Annotated in this window: 11 protein-coding genes and 1 pseudogene; 2 read left to right on the top strand and 10 right to left on the bottom strand. The window is 61.9% G+C overall.

Annotation, left to right across the window (positions count from 1 at the left end):
• Positions 1-49: 49 nt before the first annotated feature.
• The 6 genes from GPK39_RS06675 to GPK39_RS06650 all read right to left on the bottom strand — a co-directional run bounded on the left by GPK39_RS06675 (position 50) and on the right by GPK39_RS06650 (position 6,129).
• A complete protein-coding gene (locus tag GPK39_RS06675) occupies positions 50-856 on the bottom strand; it encodes a YebC/PmpR family DNA-binding transcriptional regulator (RefSeq protein WP_035137586.1) in 807 nt (268 codons plus the stop codon).
• Between the two features lie 165 nt (positions 857-1,021).
• A complete protein-coding gene (locus GPK39_RS06670; RefSeq protein WP_338404403.1) occupies positions 1,022-3,205 on the bottom strand; it encodes a DUF6020 family protein in 2,184 nt (727 codons plus the stop codon).
• Positions 3,206-3,288: 83 nt separating this feature from the next.
• Positions 3,289-4,110, bottom strand: a complete 822-nt coding sequence (gene lgt / locus GPK39_RS06665; protein ID WP_215674571.1) for a prolipoprotein diacylglyceryl transferase — start codon at positions 4,108-4,110, stop codon at positions 3,289-3,291.
• A gap of 109 nt (positions 4,111-4,219) precedes the next feature.
• Complete coding sequence (locus GPK39_RS06660) at positions 4,220-4,498, bottom strand: NifU family protein (protein WP_035137589.1); 279 nt, start codon at positions 4,496-4,498, stop codon at positions 4,220-4,222.
• 171 nt (positions 4,499-4,669) lie between these two features.
• Positions 4,670-5,194 carry a deoxycytidylate deaminase gene (locus tag GPK39_RS06655; protein ID WP_052044088.1) on the bottom strand — a complete coding sequence of 175 codons (525 nt, stop codon included), beginning with the start codon at positions 5,192-5,194 and terminating at the stop codon, positions 4,670-4,672.
• 83 nt (positions 5,195-5,277) lie between these two features.
• Complete coding sequence (locus GPK39_RS06650; protein WP_215674569.1) at positions 5,278-6,129, bottom strand: type III pantothenate kinase; 852 nt, start codon at positions 6,127-6,129, stop codon at positions 5,278-5,280.
• Between the two features lie 208 nt (positions 6,130-6,337).
• Between GPK39_RS06650 and GPK39_RS06645 the strand changes: the two genes are divergently transcribed.
• Positions 6,338-8,041: an OPT/YSL family transporter gene (locus GPK39_RS06645; protein WP_215674566.1), complete on the top strand. Its 1,704-nt coding sequence runs from the start codon at positions 6,338-6,340 to the stop codon at positions 8,039-8,041.
• Positions 8,042-8,256: 215 nt separating this feature from the next.
• On the top strand, positions 8,257-9,396 hold the full coding sequence (locus GPK39_RS06640) for a DUF389 domain-containing protein (RefSeq protein ID WP_215674564.1): 1,140 nt from the start codon (positions 8,257-8,259) through the stop codon (positions 9,394-9,396).
• Here GPK39_RS06640 and GPK39_RS06635 read toward each other — a convergent pair.
• From GPK39_RS06635 to GPK39_RS06620, 4 genes and pseudogenes are all read right to left on the bottom strand, one after another.
• A pseudogene (locus GPK39_RS06635) lies at positions 9,353-9,868 on the bottom strand (aryl-sulfate sulfotransferase); the annotation flags it as partial. The gene GPK39_RS06640 and the pseudogene GPK39_RS06635 sit on opposite strands and share 44 nt — an antisense overlap.
• A gap of 100 nt (positions 9,869-9,968) precedes the next feature.
• Positions 9,969-10,928, bottom strand: a complete 960-nt coding sequence (locus tag GPK39_RS06630; RefSeq protein WP_152068551.1) for a 3-hydroxyacyl-CoA dehydrogenase — start codon at positions 10,926-10,928, stop codon at positions 9,969-9,971.
• Between the two features lie 415 nt (positions 10,929-11,343).
• Positions 11,344-16,125 (bottom strand): 2-hydroxyacyl-CoA dehydratase, encoded by a 4,782-nt coding sequence (locus GPK39_RS06625; RefSeq protein ID WP_215674562.1) that lies wholly within the window; start codon positions 16,123-16,125, stop codon positions 11,344-11,346.
• Between the two features lie 11 nt (positions 16,126-16,136).
• Positions 16,137-16,847 carry a TetR/AcrR family transcriptional regulator gene (locus tag GPK39_RS06620; RefSeq protein WP_215674560.1) on the bottom strand — a complete coding sequence of 237 codons (711 nt, stop codon included), beginning with the start codon at positions 16,845-16,847 and terminating at the stop codon, positions 16,137-16,139.
• Between the last annotated feature and the right edge of the window lie 517 nt (positions 16,848-17,364).

The following is a 17,364-nucleotide window of genomic DNA, read 5'->3' as shown; positions in this document are numbered from 1 at the left end:
ATGCTCGCTTCATTATGCCCAGATATGCACGGCTTAACCCGTGCGGGCGCTACTCCTCCTCGAGGGCAGCGATGACCTCGTCGGTCATGTCCATGGTGCTGTAGACGTCCTGGACGTCGTCGAGCTCCTCAAGACGGTCGATGAGGCGCTGGACCTTCTTGGCGTCGGTACCGGAGACCTCGGTCGGGGTGGTCGGGACCATGGTGGTCTCGGAGCCCTTGACCTGGACGCCCTGCTCCTCGAGCGCCTTGGAGACAGCCATGACGTCGTTAGCAGCGGTCCAGACAATCCACTCCTCGCCGGCGTCCTCGTAGTCCTCGCCACCGGCCTCGGCGATGGCCATCATGAACTCATCCTCGTCACCGGCAGGACCGTTGGCGATCATGGTCTCCTTCTTGGCGTTCTCGTCCAGGATCTCCTTGGCGACGACGATCTGGCCCTTGCGCTCAAACTGGAAGGCGACGGAGCCCGAGGTGCCCAGGTTGCCACCAGCGTGGGAGAAGGCGGAACGGACATCAGCGGCGGTGCGGTTGCGGTTGTCGGTCAGGCAGTCAACGTAGACGGCGACACCGGCGGGACCATAGCCCTCGTACACGATGTTCTCGTAGACAGCGGCGTCGGCACCCGAACCGAAGGCCTTGTCGATAGCGGACTTGATCTTGTCCTTGGGCATGGACTGAGCCTTGGCCTTAGCAACAGCAGCAGCGAGGCTGGCGTTGTTCTCAGGCAGCGGGTCGCCGCCGAGACGGGCAGCAACGGTGATGTTGCGGCTCAGCTTGGAGAAGAGGGCGGAACGCTTGGCGTCCTGCGCGCCCTTACGATGCTTGGTTGTGGCCCACTTAGAGTGTCCGGACATACGTGTCTCCTATCGGTTTCGACCTAAAGCCCAGCGCAGATGCTCGGGCAATATAAACAAACGTCGTTATGATATACCTACTGGCCTGCGAGATAAACCCCAAAATGAAGGCGTCGTGATGATACAGCCCCTTGGTGCAAAGTAACCTGTCCCCTTTGCACCAAATTAGGACCAGAGGAGGTCGCTGCGGGTGATGGTGGCGCCGATGGCAAAGGGCATGCAGGCGATGACCGGATACAGGTAGCGCATGTAGGTCGAGCCGTTGCAGGGACCGATCAGGCACACGGCGAGCACGCCCAGCAGCGGCACCCAAATGGCCAGCCCGCGCCACGAATGACGACGTAGCAGATAGACCACCACGGCGATCATGATCCACACATAGGTGGCCGAGCTCATGGTGAGCGAGATAAACGGGATGCGCTGCACCGCCACGCGATACAGGTTGATCAGGTGGTCGCACCAGCGCACAACCTTGCTATCGACCGGATGGAAGTCGAAGTACTTGAGGTTATCGGGCTTTGCCATAATCTCGGCACTGCGCGCCGTGCTGTAGACCCACGCATCGCGGGCACTCGGATAAAAGTAGCCGTAGTAGTTATTGATGAGCGCCGAGATATAGCACTCGGGATCCTTTTTGAACATCTGGGCCCACACCTCAAAATAGGCCTTGATGTCCTCCTGCGAGGCGTACTCGTTGAAGCAATTTTTGACAGCGTCCGACTTATCCGGGTTGTAACGGCGGCCCAGATTCTCGTACTTGAGCACACGGTCGATCACGGCACGCTCTTCGTCGGTCACCAAGCCGTCGCAAGGAGCCTCCACGATGGTGCCGTCCTCCTTAACCGTGGGGTTGACACCCGAGTTGAGGCCGTCGTGCTTTTGGACGAAACGAGCCGTCTGCTGGAACGGAATCGAGAGGATTTCGCGCTTGGAACCAGGCGTGATGTCGTGCGCCGGCATAAAGACCTTGGTGAAGTACATATTGGAGGCAAGACAGAGCGCAAGCACCGCAAGAACGCCCACCCAGCGGAAACGCGGGATGGCGCCCGAAGGCGCAGCACCAGCCTGTTTGGCCGCACGACGAGCCACATGCGCGTCCCACGCGCAAAACGCCGCCGCGATCACGCATGCCGCCAGGGGAAACACCAGGCCGCCATTGCGCAGAAACGTGGAACCCATGGCGCCCAGAGCGAGCAGCAGCCAGTCGTGGCGCGCAAAGAGCACAGGCCTCTGTTCGCCTGCACGCTCGACATTGGCATCGCGACGGGGCAGGCCGCAGGCCACGAGCTTCACGGTCTGCACCAACAGCACCAAAAACGCGTCGGCAAACAGCACGTCTTTGGTAAGCAAGGCCGCGTAGTTGGAGAACATGGGCATAAACACAAAGAACAGCAGGATTACGCCGCGGACCGGCAGGCTCACGCCCAGCTTGCGCAGCGACGAGATGGAATAGGCCATGCAGGCGGCCGTAATGACGAACTGAGCGCAGGTGTAGATGGCAAGACCTGCGTTGGCGCTGTTGAACAGTGAAAGCCCCAGCTGGACGCACGAACCGATGATAGCCGTATGCACCACGGGGTGATGTCCGTTGAGCAGCACATTGGGATTGAGCAGACGCAGGTAGTCACTCGTGCCGTTGGGGTAGTTGAACCACTGGCGAATCTGCGCACCCGTATCTCCCATAAAAAGGCCGGGCAGCGAAGCGATGAGCGTGGGCGCCCAGGCGACCATAAGCACCAGGAAGGGCCCGGCAAAGGGATGGACCGAGAGCACGGCGTGAGCCACACGCCATACGCGGCCAAAGTGCGCTTCAGAAAACGGAATGCGCCGAGAGCTCAGCCAATCTAGACACTCAAAAGCCAGATAGAAGGCAACGACCGCCAAGAGCATCCAGCCCGCACCGCCTATCCAGGCACAGATAATGCGGGCCTTGTCGCCGAGCACGATCTCGGCCGAATCGGTGAGGTCGTAGCTGCGGCCAAACACCATGCAGACGGCAAAGAACAGCGACGGAAGGATCACCGAGGGACGCCAGGCGTCGCCGCGGCCAAAGAATACGTAGCGAAACGGCAGCGTGAGCAGGCAGGCAAGCGCAAGCAGCATGACCGCGTCGGTATGGCCGGCAAACGAGAGGAGCACCTCGTAGCACACGTACAGCATGCCCGAGGCTTTGGGGTCAATTGCCAAGACTGCGTTGCTCGACACCGGGGCGGGATCGATGGAAAACGCCGTGGTCGCCAACAGCGCGAGCAAAAATGCGATGAGCGTCTGCTTGGCGGGGTAGCGCTTAAACCAGACGATGCGGGCAGCGTCGCGCGCAGCCGTTGTGGAGAGGTCGGAATCCTTCACAGTCCGAAAGCCTTTCTAGAAACCTATCAAACTCGGCAAGACCACCACAAAGGTGCCTGTCCCCTTTGTGGTGGTTTTGGTGGTTAGGCGTCCAGGTAGACGCGCTGGGGCTGGTTGCGGTGTCGGGCGAAGATGATGAGCGCCAGGCCCGCGATTACGAGCGGCAGGCTCAGCAGCTGACCCATGGTGATGACGCCGCCCAGCAGATAGCCCAGCTGCGCATCGGGCACGCGCACAAACTCAATCAAAAAGCGAACGATGCCGTAGCCCATCACAAAGACGCCCATAAACGTACCCTGGGGCAATAGCGGCTTTTTGCGGCTGAGCACCTGCAGGATGCAAAAGAGCACGATGCCCTCAAGAAACGCCTCGTAGAGCTGGGAGGGATGGCGCGGCATATCGCCCGCGGTGCCGCCAAAGATCACGCCCCAGGGCAGATCGGTCGGCTTGCCCCACAGCTCGCCGTTGACAAAGTTGGCGCAGCGCCCCAGGCACAGGGCCAGCGGAGCACCGATGACCGCGAGGTCTGCCAAAGTCCAGGCGTCGAGCTTGTACATGCGGCACACGATGATGCCGCCCAAGATGCCGCCCACCAGGCCACCGTGGAAGCTCATGCCGCCCTCGTTGGTGGCAAAGATCTCGAGCGGGTGAGTCCAATAGTAGCCATCGCCGTAAAAGACGACGTAGAACAGGCGCGCGCCGATGATGAGACCAAAGACCGCGCCGACCACGACGCTCGTCAGGTCATCAATCGTAATGTCGAAGCCCCAACGACGCTGCGTGCGGTACATAACGACCGCCGTGAGCAGAGCGCCGACCACGTAGGCCAGGCCGTACCAGTAGATGGTGATGGGGCCCGCCGAGATTGCGACGGGATCAAGCATATGGTAGAGGTCGTTGAGCATATCGATCCCCCTGCTCCCTACATACAAATGCGGCCGCGGGCCTTACGCTCGCAGCCGCATATTTGGACGTAACGTCTATGCGGAGCGTACCGTCCGCAGCTTTCGCATCTTAGAACGGCGCGTACTCGTCGTACAGGTCCTCTGCCTCGCCGGAAGCATTGACCTGCTCAACGCGGGTAACGCCGGGCACATGCTCCTTCAGGATGCGCTCGATACCCATGGAAAGGGTTAGCGAGCTCATGGGGCAGCCGGCGCAGGCGCCCTGCAGCTCCAGCTTGACGACGCCCTCGTCGTCGACGCCCACATACTCCATATCGCCGCCGTCGGCCTGCAGGTTGGGGCGGATCTCTTCAAGAACCTTCTTAAGCAGCTCTTCGTTAACAGCCACAGGGGCTCCTTTCTCACAATAACGCGGGCACGCCCGCGGACAGAAGCTATGTTACTACAGCCATGTACCCGCTCACGAGCCGTCCATGCGCGCAGACGCGACTTTCACGAGTAGTCAATTTGGGACGGGGCTCTTTGAACTGCATTCGTCGTCAGATGGCGACAACGCATATCACTGCTGAGCCTGTCCCCCGGTACCAATCTGAACATCGACGATGACCTGGCGGTAGCTGATGCCGCAGGAGTCGAGAATGCGGCGGCTGATACGGCCGTCGTCGGTATCGGCATACTTGTTGTCCAGGTAGACGACCTCGCCCACGCCCACCTGCGCCAGGATCTTGGCGCAGTCGTGGCACGGGAACAGCGTGACGTAGACCGTGGAACCCTCAAGGTCTTTGAGCGAGCCGCGGTAGTTGAGCACGGCGTTGGCCTCGGCATGCACCACGTAGTTGTGCTTATCCTGCAACGGGTCGTCGCTCGTGCCCCACGGGAAAAAGTCGTCGTTGAGCGCCGAGGGCGTACCGTTGTAGCCCACCGAAAGGATGCGGTGGTTGGTGTTGGCGATGCACGCGCCCACCTGCGTGTTGGGGTCCTTGCTGCGGCGCTGCGCGGCGATGGCCACGCTCATAAAGAACTCATCCCAGCTAATGACGTCGCGGCGCTTGCCCGACGCGGTTTGATGAAGATCGTCCGACATGGCAGACACCTCCGAAATCGCAATAGTTTGACCCATTGTAGCAGGTGGAAGGTGGAGACGTTTTTGTCCCATCGCCCCCATCGCTACGCGCGACGGGGCTTTTGGTTGATGTGGTAGAGCTCGGCGAGACCCCGCAGCGTCAGCGCATCGTCGACCGTCAGGCTATGGCCGACCAGCGCCGCAAGCGCCTTGGCATCGTCACCGGTAATGACGATGGGCACATCGCCCTCCCCCGCGGCCTTGGTCGCGCGCATCTCGGCGAGCACCATGTCGAGCATGCCGTCGATGCGGGCCACCTCGCCCAGAACCACGCCCGAGCGCATGGCCTCGCGCGTGTTGCGGCCGATGACGTGTGTCGGCGCCGAGGGCTCAACCTGGGGTAGGCGCGCTGCTGCCGCCGAAAGCGAGCGGGCGCCGAGCGCCAGACCGGGCGCGATGACGCCGCCGACAAAGGTGCCGTGCGCGTCAATCACCTCGATATTGGTCGTCGTGCCCAGGTCGATCACAATGCACGGCGAGCCGTAGACGGCGCGGGCCGCCACGGCATCGGCGATGCGGTCGGGGCCGATCTCGGCCGGATCGTCGTAGTGCACGGGCATGCCGGTCTTAAGTCCCGGCCCCACCGTGAGCACGCGCCCCGTGCAGGTACGGGAAAGCGCCGCCTTCCACGGGCGCTCGAGCGCCGGGACCACGCAGCTCAGCACAGCAGCCGCGGGCACAAGCGCGCCCGGCATGCCCGCATCGGCCGCCAGTGCAGCCATGACCTGCACGAGACGCATGCGCGCCTCGTCGGCTGTGATGCTCGACGGCGTCGTGATCTCGCACGTCGCAAGCGGGCATTCCTGTGCCGCGGCCGAATCCTCGGCAAACAGGCCAAAGCGAATGGACGTGTTGCCCACGTCGACCGTCAATATATATGCGCACCCATCAAGCATCGTCGGCGCTCCTTTCGTCTGCCCAGCAGTATATCCCTCCGGCAAACAGGGGTAGCTAAAATAGCCCCGTCCCAAAATGACTAGCTTGCGGCTATACTGGTGCGCGGTCGTTTGCGAGCTCACGCGGCGACCCTTGGTAACCCGACTTCCCGCGCCGTATCCGTAACGGCGCTCCCGGGGGAAGCGGATATACGCAAAGGAGTTCTATATGAGCAATCCCTCGAACCGTGCTTCGATGCGCGGGCAACTCACGCTGCGCGGCGTCGTCATCGGCGTCCTTGGCTGCGTGATCATCACGGCAAGCTCGGCCTACACGGCCCTCAAGATGGGCGCCCTCCCCTGGCCGATCATTTTCGCTGCCGTCATCTCGCTGTTCTTCCTGAAGCTCATGGGCAACGCCAGCCTCAACGAGGCCAACGTTACCCACACCATCATGTCCGCGGGCGCCATGGTCGCCGGCGGCCTGGCGTTTACCATCCCGGGCGCCTGGATGCTGGGCTATGCCGACCAGATCAGCTGGCTCGACATGTTTATCGTGGCGCTCGCCGGCACCATCTTGGGCCTTCTGGCGACAGCGCTCATCCACCGTCACTTTATCGTGGACGCCGCACTTGAGTTCCCCACCGGCAACGCCGCGGCTCAGACCCTGCGTGCGACCGAGGCCGGCGGCAAGACCGGCAAGCAGCTCTTTGGCTCCATGGCCATCGCCGGCATCTACAGCGTGCTGCGCGACGCCCTGGGCGTGGTGCCCAGCATGCTTTGCACGCTCAATATCCCCGGCGTGACCTTTGCCATCTACAACTCGCCCATGTTGCTGTCCATCGGCTTTTTGGTGGGCTTCGCCCCCGTCGCGTTCTGGTTTGCCGGCGCGCTGCTGGGCAATTTTGGCATCATCGTCGGCGGCACCGCTGCCGGTCTGTTTGACGTTATGACCGCACAGGGCATTGTTAAGTCCCTGGGTATGGGCCTTATGATGGGCTTTGGCGTCGCCGTCGTCCTTAAGGATATCCTGCCGCAGGTCGCCGGTATCGTCCGTGGCCTCGCCGCCGACAGCTCCACCGACACCGACGAGCAGTCGCTCATCTCGGGCTCCCTTAAGCTCGACGCCGGTATCATCGGCCTGGGCGCTGCCGCCATCGCCGTGATCATCGCCATCGTGCTCGACCTTGGCCCCGTTCCGGCCGTCATCGTCACGCTGTTCACCTTTGTCACCACCATCATGAGCGCGCAGAGCTGCGGCCAGACGGGCATCGACCCCATGGAGATCTTCGGCCTCATCGTCATGCTCATCGTTGCCGCCTTCGCGCAGCTCGCTCAGGTCAAGCTGTTCTTTATCGCCGGCATCGTGGCCGTAGCGTGCGGCCTTGCGGGCGACGTCATGAACGACTTCAAGGCCGGCGCCGTGCTGGGCACCAACCCGCGCGCGCAGTGGGTCGGCCAGGCCATTGGCGGCATCGTGGGCGCCCTGGTCGCCGCCGCCGTCATGGTCGCGCTCGTCACCGCCTATGGTCCGGACGCCTTTGGTCCCGACAAGAGCTTCGTTGCCGCGCAGGCAAGCGTGGTCGCCACCATGGTCTCGGGCATCCCGAGCGTGCCGTGGTTCGCAGGCGGCTTTATCGCCGGCATCGTCATGTACTGGCTCGGCATTCCGGCCATGATGATCGGCTTGGGCGTGTACCTGCCGTTCTATATGTCGCTCACGGCTTTCTTGGGCTCCTGCGTCAAACTCGCCTACGACAAGTGGGCCGCTCACCGCGACGCCGAGGCCGGTCTTTCGGACGAGGAAAAGGCCGCCAAGGACGCCGCCTTCCAGGAGCAGGGCCTGGTTGTCGCCAGCGGCCTGCTGGGCGGCGAGTCTATCGTCGGCGTTATCCTGGCGTTTGTCTCTGTTGGCCTGAGCCTGCTGGGCTAAACCCAATAACAACGCACCCGTGCAGAGCGCGGGGTCGGAGACCATCCGGCCCCGCGCTTTTTTGTCTATTTGACTCTTATGATCCTCACGGCGTTTTTAGTCATGCCAATTGGCCTGACTTCCAGGTCAACAAACCCTGTCTGACACCTTGCTCAACGCGGTGTAGAGTAAAGACGACGGGCGGGATACGCGGCACGTGTCAGAACGAGGTGGACATGGAACTCGATAAACAACAGCTCAAGCGACTGCGCGAGCGCCATCATCGGCGCCATGGCATCCGCCCCGCCCACAGCGAGGCCATGGAGAACGCAAGCCGCTTTCTAAAGCGGGCATTCAACATTCGCGAGGGACGCGCGCCCTATCACGTGATTCGCAAGCGCTTTGTAAACGGGGCGCGCCTGACTGGCTCACACTTATGCATCTTGATCATTGCCATGTTGATCGCGAGCATCGGCCTCGATATCGACTCGGATATCGCCATTGTAGGCGCCATGCTCATCTGCCCGCTCATGGGCTCGGTCCTTGCCATGGCATACGGCATCGCCACGCTCGACCGCGAGATCACCCTTGAGGCCGTCGCGAGCTTGGCTCTACAGATGGCCTTTTGCCTGGTCACGTCCACGTTGTACTTTAAGCTCTCGCCCCTTGGCACCACCACGGCCGCCATCATCGACAATTCGACACCGACTGTGTGGGACCTTGCCGTCGCGCTCGCGGGCGGCTTTGCGGGTGGCCTGGGCAACTCGCGCGACCAGGAACCCGCCACGCTCATCGCCGGCGTGGCCGTGGCGACTGCGCTCATGCCGCCCCTGTGCGCGGCGGGCTATGGCATCGCCATCGCAAGCGGGTCATTGTTTCTCTCGGCGCTTTATGAGTTTGGCATCAACGTGGTCTTTATCGCGCTGGCTGCCGAAGCCGTTCTGCTTCTTTTGCGCGTGCCGCTCAAGCGCGACCTGAACGGCGACGGCATTGTAACTGCCGAGGAAGATGCCGAGGTCGACGAGCTATCACGCAAGGTGCGCCGCCGCATCATTGTGGGCACGGTAGTCTTTGCCATCCCCTGCATCGTTATGACGGCGGGTTCCATTTGCTCGGCGCAGGCCGGCGTGCAGGACGGCTACGGCGTCACCGAAACCACGCGCGAGCTTGCGGCGGTGCTACCGGGCTTTAAGGACTACACCGTCGCCGTCGAGACCTCGGCTACCGAAGGCGAGGAAGAGGGCATCGTCGAGCGCGAGATTGTCGCCCATGTGACGACAAGCGAGGCGCTCGGGGCGCACGACCGCCACGCCGCTCGCAAGCTCATCGACCTCAATGTGCCCGAGCTCGATCGCGTGGAATTTGACGTGAAGTGATGCAGAGCGCGGCCCTACAGCTCGTACTTATACACGCGGTAGATGTACTTTTCAGCTTCCATCTCGTAGGTGGTGATGGCCAGACCGTACCGATCGTACTCGGTAAAGGTCCTGCCTGGCCCGATGCCACGAGCATGCTATTTGAATCACCAACGCGCTGCGCACTGCTCACATAGCCCGAAAACGGCACGGCGATCTGGTCTTCGAGCTCGTAGGTGCGCGCCGTCTCGTCCACTGTAAAGATGCGCCCAAACGAATGCGTGCCCTCGTTGTAGTCGGTCACCACCACGGCGCCCAGCTGGCCCCAGTCGAACTTGGGATAGCTTTCGGCCGCACCAAAGTTGTTGTCGTACAGCAGCACCTGGTAGCGACCGGTCGTTGCCGTGTCAGAACTCGACAGATACGTCACACTGTGCTGGCCCGCGTTGAGCGAAAAATCGCCCTGGGCTTGCAGCAGCTTGTCCTCAAAGCCCGAGCCGGCCCATTGTCACTCCTTTCTATTTCTGGGTCCATCTTCTCACTGTTGGCGGCCGAAAATGATCCGTTTTCCTCCGTCCCCGAGGGATCATTTTTTAGTACTTGAAGAAGCCCTCGCCCGAGCTTTCGCCCAGCTTACCTTCGTCGAGCATTTTCTTGAGGACGGAGGCCATGGCCTTAAAGTTGTAGGGCATCATCATCTTCTTGAGCAGCGGGCTCACCAGACCCGGGACCTTCTGATACTGCATAACGATGTTGTAGGCCGTCTGGATGCCCACCGTGTCGAACACGCGGAACGGGCCCTTGGGAGCGCCGGTGCCACGCGTCCACGCGAGGTCGATGCTCTTGGGATCGCTCACGCCCGAGACGTACAGATCAAGACCCGAAAGCAGCCATGGCACCAGCATGGAATTGAGCAGGTAGCCGTTCTTTTCCTTGTTGACGGGAAGCGCCAGCATGCGAATGTCGTTGGCAAAGTCGACGAGCTCGTCAAAATAGCGCTTGTCGGTTTGGCTCTGGGCCATGACCTCGGTCATGTTGTTCTTCCAGATGGAGTTGGCAAAGTGCAGCGATAGGTACTTCTCGGGGCGGCCGGTGTACTTGGCAAAGGTACTCGGCAGCAGTGTGGAGGAGTTGGTCACGACGACGGTCTTTTGCGGCAGAACCGGGGCGAGCTTCTTGTAGAAGTCGATCTTTGCCTGAGTGTCCTCAGCCATAGACTCGATGACCAGGTCGGCGTCGGCCACGGCCTTGGCAAGATCGAGCTCCAGCTTGAGTGTGGAGTAGGCACGCTCAACGGCGGCGAGTGCCGCCTCCTTGTCGAAGGGCTGGCCGCTATCGGCGATACCGGCGCACCACTCGCCCGTACCGTCCGCCATGCCCTCGATAGCAGCGATGTACTCCTCGCGCACATGATCGATCTTGGGTTGGGTGCGGCCGATGCTGCCCTCGCTGCGCAGCCAAATCGTTACATCAAAGCCGCAGTAGGCAGCCTGAAAGGCAATCTGGCTTCCCAACACGCCGCCGCCGGCAACACAAACGGTCTTGTAGCTCATAGAACGGTCCTCTCTTACGTAATTCCATAGATGTGTATTTATTCAACCGTAAGGGGACTGCACGCTGGGGATGGGTTCTATAAACGGACGGTAATTTGCGGCGAACGGCTACACTTGTTCATTATTTCAAGGCGCCGAGGGCGATTTTTTTGCCACCGAGACGTCGTTTGCGGAAGTATGCGGCAAATTCCGGAACCCTTGAGCACACCCCGATTTTCCGCCAATAAAACCGCAGGTACAGGGCTTGGACATATTCGGTGTGCTCGGTCTATTCAGATTTTGCCGCATACTTCCGAAATCTAAGTTCGCAAAGGGTGATAGTCGGGGCGTTTACGCAACATATGTCCAGCAAAAACGGGTAGTAGCCGGTACGGCTACCACCCGTTTGTCTTATATCCGGCTCAAAGCGGGCCGGCTACTTCTTAATGCCGCGTCCCAGGCGCTCAGCGACCGACGCCACGGCGCTCTCATCGACCGAGCCGCAGCTCACGCAGCCGTCATGGGCACGCATCTGGCCGGTGACCTCGTCCATCGCGAGCGGCGCCACCTTCTCGAGCTTAAAGCCCTTACCGGCGCGCATGTTTTCCTTGGCCACGCTGATCATGAGCTTAATGCGGTTGAGCTGGTTGACCTCGGACGCGCCGGGGTCGTAGTCCACCGCGACGATATTGCTCTCGGGGTGCTGGCGGCGCAGCTCCTTGATCACGGCCTTGCCCACCACGTGGTTGGGCAGGCACGCAAAGGGCTGCGTGCAGATGATGTTGGGCGCGCCGTGGTCGATCAGGTCGAGCATCTCAGCCGTGAGCAACCAGCCCTCGCCCATGTTGTTGCACACCGAAAGCACCGTGCGGGCCTTGTCGGCCATAGTGCCGATGCGCTCGGGCGCCTCAAAGCGGCGGGACTTCTCGAGCATCTCCTCCACCGGCGTACGCATCCAGTCCACGAGTTTGATGAGCGCCTGCATACCAGCACGCGTTGTAGCAGAGCTACCCAGCTCGTCCTTCTGTAGCTCCGCGTTGCTCATGGAGTACAGGAAGAAGTCAAGCAGGCCCGGCACCACAGCCTCGCAGCCCTCGCGCTCAATGACATCGACCACGTGGTTGTTGGCCGTGGGGTGGAACTTGACCAGAATCTCGCCGACCACGCCCACGCGCGGCTTGGAGCCCTCGCCCACAAGCGGCATGCTGTCGAACGCGCGGATGGCCTCACGCGCAAGCTTGGTGTAGTTGTGGCGGTTGAACTTAGGAGCCAGCTTGCGGGCGCGCGCCATGTACTCCTCGTAGAGTGCGTTGGCGGCACCGGGCGTGGCCTCGTACGGGCGGCAGCGGTAGAGCATCTGCATCATCACGTCGCCAAAGAGCACCGCGTAGACTGCCTGCTTAAGCAGCGCCGGCGTAATCTTAAAGCCGGGGTTGTCCTCGCCGAGCGCCACGGCCGAAAGCGAGATCACCGGGATCTCGGGGTGACCGCTCTCGCGCAGGGCCTTGCGGATGAGTGCGATGTAGTTGGTGGCACGGCAGCCGCCGCCGGTCTGGCTGATAACCACAGCGGTCTTGGACAGGTCGTACTGACCGCTCTCGATGGCCTCCATAATCTGGCCGGTCACCAGGATCGACGGATAGCAAATGTCATTGTTCACATAGCGCAGGCCAGCCTCGACGGCGTCGTGATCGGTCGAGGGCAGCAGCTCCAAGTTGTAGCCGGCACCACGGAACACCTCTTTGACCAGGTCAAAGTGGATCGGCGCCATCTGCGGGCACAGGATGGTGTAGCCCTCCTCGCGCATCTGCTCGGTAAAGGGCACCTTGGGCCACGCGGTCGAAGCACTCTCACGCTGCGCCTCGAACGTGTACTTGCGACTCGCGAACGCGGGGGCATCCGTGGAGGGCGCCACCGGCGCGGCATCGCCCTGCTCGTAGGCCTCGCCCGCGGCCGTGGCATCGGCCAGGCGCTCGGCCTCCTGGTCCTTGAGCGCGGCCATGAGCGAGCGGATGCGGATGCGCGCGGCACCCAGGTTGGACACCTCGTCGATCTTGAGCACGGTGTAGATCTTGCCGCTGGCTTCCAGAATCTCCTGCACCTGGTCGGTGGTCAGAGCGTCCAGGCCGCAGCCGAAAGAGTTGAGCTGAATCAGGTCCAGGTCGTTGCGCATCGTCACAAAACGGGCGACGGCGTACAGGCGGCTGTGATACATCCACTGATCGACGACGCGAATCGGACGCTCGGGCTTCACCAGATGCGCGAGCGAATCCTCGGTAAAGACCGCAAAGCCAAAGCTCGAGATAAGCTCGGGCAGGGCATGGTTGATCTCGGGGTCGTTATGGTAGGGACGACCGGCGAGCACGATGCCGTGACCGCCGTGGTCCTCGACCCACTTGAGAGCCTCCTCGCCCATGGTCTGGATATCCTCGTGGAAGCGCGCGTCGGCCTCAAAAGCAGCGTTGACGGCGGCATCAACCTCGGAGCGCGTGATTTTAGGACCGCGCACGCGACCGCGACCGGCCTCAGCATCGGCCACACGGTCGACGGCGAGCACCTGGTACAGGCGGCGCTTGAGCTCGGTCTTGTCGTGATACGGCACAAACGGATACAGGAACTCGATGTTCTGCTCGCGGATCTCGTCAATATTGAGCGCCAGCGCCGTGGGGTAGCTCATGACGATGGGGCAGTTATAGCAGTTGCCAGCCGTCGGATCCTCCTTGCGCTCCCAACGCACGCACGGCATCCAGATAAAGTCGACGTCACGGTCGATGAGGTTCATCACGTGGCCGTGGCTCATCTTTGCCGGGTAGCACACGCTCTCGGACGGCATGGACTCGATGCCCGCCTGGTAGGTCTTTTTGCTCGACTGGTCGGACAGCTGCACGCTAAAGCCCAGGCGCGTAAAGAACGCATGCCAGAAGGGGTAGTTCTCGTACATGTTGAGCGCGCGCGGGATGCCGACGGTGCCGCGCGGGGCCTCGTCGGGGCTCAGGACCTCGCGGTTAAAGAGCAGCTCATTTTTCTTTTTGAAGAGGTTGGGGGCCTCGGTCTTCTGCTTTTTGTGGCCGGCACCCTTCTCGCAGCGATTGCCGGTAATGAAGCGCCTACCGCCGCCAAAATCGTTGACGGTGAGCTGGCAGTTGTTGGAGCAACGACCGCAGCGGACATGCTTTTGCGTCACGGTGAGGTGCGCGATGTCCTCGGCCGAAAGGATGGTCGAGGTGCCATCGGCGCCGGCGCGGTCGCGGGCGAGCAGGGCCGCACCATAGGCGCCCATACAGCCGGCGATGTCGGGACGCACGGCATGAACGCCGGTGAGCTGCTCAAACGCGCGCAGTGTGGCATCGGACATAAAGGTGCCGCCCTGGACGATCACCTGGCTGCCGATCTCCTTGGGGTCGCGCAGCTTAATGACCTTGAACAGAGCGTTCTTGATGACGGAATAGGACAGGCCGGCCGCGATGTCGCCCACCGTGGCGCCTTCCTTTTGCGCCTGCTTGACGCGCGAGTTCATAAAGACCGTGCAGCGGCTGCCCAAATCGACCGGGGCCTTGGCATGGATGGCGGCATCGGCGAACGCGCGCACGTCCATGTTCATAGACACGGCGAAACTCTCGATAAAGCTGCCGCAGCCCGACGAGCAGGCCTCGTTGAGCATGATGTGCTCGATGACGCCGTCCTTGACGCGCAGGCACTTCATGTCCTGGCCGCCAATGTCCAGAATGAACTCGACGCCGGGCAGGAACGCCTTGGCGCCGCGCAGATGCGCGACGGTCTCGATCTCGCCGGAGTCGGCCTTGAGGGCCTCGATGAGCAGCGCCTCGCCGTAGCCCGTGGTAGTCACGTGGCCGATGGTGCAACCGGCGGGAATGTGGTTGTAGAAATCGGCCATGATGACCTTGGCCGTGCCCAGGATGTCGCCGTTGTTGTTGCCGTACCAGGTGTGCAGCAGCTGACCGTCCTCGCCCACGAGCGCGGCCTTCATGGTGGTGGAACCGGCGTCGATACCGATGAACACGCGGCCGGTGTAGCCTTCGAGCTTGCCCTTGGGGACGACCTCGGTGTCGTGGCGGCCCTTGAACTCGGCAAAGTCCTCGTCGGTGGCAAAGAGCGGATCCAGACGCTCAACCTCGGCACCCTGCGTGTCACCCAGGGCATCGATGGCCCCGATGAGCTGCGGGAACGTGCTGAGCTTGTTGGACTCGTGCGCCATGGCGGCGCCGCTCGCCACAAACAGGTGAGCGTTTTGGGGCACGATACGGTGCTCCTCGTCCAGATTGAGCGTGAGGTAGAAGCGGTGGCGCAGCTCGGAGAGATACTGCAGCGGGCCGCCCAGGAAGGCGACGTTGCCGCGGATGGGACGGCCGCACGCCAGGCCCGAGATGGTCTGGGTCACGACAGCCTGGAAGATGGAGGCGGCCACGTCCTCGGGGCGGGCGCCCTCGTTGAGCAGCGGCTGCACGTCGGTCTTGGCAAAAACGCCGCAGCGGCTGGCGATGGGATAGATGGTGGTGGCGTTGGCCGCGAGCTCGTTGAGGCCGCTGGCGTCGGTGTGCAGCAGGGTTGCCATCTGGTCGATGAACGCACCCGTGCCGCCGGCGCAGGTGCCGTTCATGCGCTGCTCGATGCCGTTATCGAAGTAGATGATCTTGGCGTCCTCGCCACCCAACTCGATGGCGACATCGGTGGCCGGGATGAGGGTCTCGACGGCACGCTTACTGGCGATGACCTCCTGGACAAACTCCAGGTCGAGCCACTGGGACAGCAGAAGGCCGCCCGAGCCGGTGATGGCGCAGGTCATCTGGGCCGTCGGCAGCACGGTCGCGGCGCCCTCGAACAGGTCTCGGGCGCAGGCACGGACGTCGGTGTGGTGGCGCTGGTACTTGGCGTAGACGATCTGGTTGTCGTCGTTGAGCACGGCGAGCTTAACGGTGGTGGAGCCCACGTCGATGCCCAGGTGCAGGTTGCCGTGGGCGTTGCCGGGGTTGAAGATCGCGCCTTCGGGGGCGTGGGCGGCGGCTACGGGCTCGGCGGCGGTGACGGGCTCGCTAGCGACGGACGTTTCCCCTGCCGCGTTCTTGGCATCGGCAACTGCCTCGGCAACTTTCTCGGCGGCCGCGGTCGCGGCCTTCTGCGCGGCGTCCACCACGGCGGGCGCGGCCTCGCGTGCAGCAGCGACCATGCGGTCCTTGATGCCCTCGACGAGTTTGCTCATTGTCTCTCCTCTTAGTTGTTGGACTCGACGGTTGCGGTGGTGTCGACCGCGTCCTCGAGCTGCAGATTCAATAGCTTCATGCCGTATTCCGGCACGTTGATATCGATGGGTTGGCCATACAGGTCGCCGGGGCGCACAAAGGCGAGCACCGTCATAATGCGCGCCATGGCCTCGGGCGATTCGGTGAGCCCACGCTCAAACCAGCGCTGAATCAGGCCGACCTCGGCACTCACGACATAGGTAACGTAGTAGTCAAAGAAGGTGCCCAGTGCCAGGCCCAAGATGCCCGTCTGTGCACGCGGCACCACGGCCTCGCGTGCGGTATCGATGATCTTTTTAATAAAGGCGGGGTCGCCGCCCGGCCCCAGTAGGGCCCCGATAAGGTCGCGATTAGCCGCAAGATAGCGAAGCAGCTCAACCGAACCGGGTGCCGGCTCGAGCTCGTCGATGTTGCGGTAAAGATCGGGTAATTGAGCTGCGGTGATAAGCTCCACCCGCTCGCGAATCTCGGCAAGCAGGCCGTCCTCGATCTGGCTGATAAAGTCGGGGATATCGCGGTAGTGCGAATAGAACGTTCGACGCGTAAGACCGGCGCGCTCGGTGAGCGACGCGACGTTAATGCGCGAAAGGTCGCCGCTTTCGGCAAGCTCGCTGGCAAGCGCCTGGCGAAGGGCGCGCTGCGAGCGAAGGGACCGGCGATCACATTTCTCGAGCTGGGACAAGCGTCCTCCTTGTTACTCAGACTGTACGCTATTGCACAGTGCGAGTATTATTGCACACCGTGTGTATCAACACGTAAAGGCAATATTTGGAATGTGACAAAGGGCAGTCCCTTTGTCACATTCAGCGACCGCCTAGGTTGTGCCAGTTGTGCCTGGCTTTTGGAGCGGCATTGCCGATTGTTCAAAATGTCATTCGTGGGTAGAATAGTGTCGACGGCAGCCCAAGTTCTGGAAAGCTGGGCAGCGCCGTTGCTTGGATTAAGGGGTCAACGCCTTAGCGGCGGCGACCCCTTTAATATGAGAAAGCCATTGTCAATAGGCGTGTTTGTTCGAGCCCGGTTTTAAACCGGGCTTTTTAATATGAGAAAGCCATTGTCAATAGGCGTGTTTGTTCGAGCCCGGTTTTAAACCGGGCTTTTTCGTTTCCCGTCGGGAGGGCCCGCGCACGCTGCATGGCTTAGTCGACGCTTGCCTGGCAAGCTAATATCCGCGGGCTCTTGCGGGTGCGCTTCCGGCG

Origin of the sequence: Collinsella aerofaciens, from assembly GCF_018785245.1 — a bacterium.
Taxonomy (GTDB): Bacteria; Actinomycetota; Coriobacteriia; order Coriobacteriales; family Coriobacteriaceae; genus Collinsella; species Collinsella aerofaciens_AD.
This window is presented reverse-complemented; position numbering and strand designations above follow the sequence as displayed.